The organism is uncultured Microscilla sp., assembly GCF_947493425.1.
GTDB lineage: Bacteria > Bacteroidota > Bacteroidia > Cytophagales > Microscillaceae > Microscilla.
On sequence record NZ_CANLRP010000646.1, the window covers coordinates 1 to 253 of the forward strand.

At 47.8% G+C, this 253-nt stretch carries 1 protein-coding gene; it reads left to right on the plus strand.

Annotation, left to right across the window (positions count from 1 at the left end; all coding sequences use genetic code 11):
• Positions 1–253, plus strand: a 253-nt coding sequence (locus Q0954_RS34815) for a DnaB-like helicase N-terminal domain-containing protein (RefSeq protein WP_299466906.1), incomplete at both ends; no start/stop codon positions are given.

Here is a 253-nt window from a genome sequence, read left to right on the forward strand (position 1 = left end):
CAGTAACTCAGCAACTAAGGCAAACAGGTAAACTTGAAATGGCAGGAGGTCCCGCTTTTGTGATGAAGCTGACCTCCATGGTAAATTCCTCCGCCAATATTGTGTACCATGCCCACATTCTGGTAGAACAGGCAATAAAGCGGCGACTGATCGAGATAAGCTCCAAAATCCGTAAGGCGGCCTTTGACCACACCAGCGATGCATTCGAGGTCATAGATGACCTGGCAAACGATGTATTTCAACTAAGCGAGAC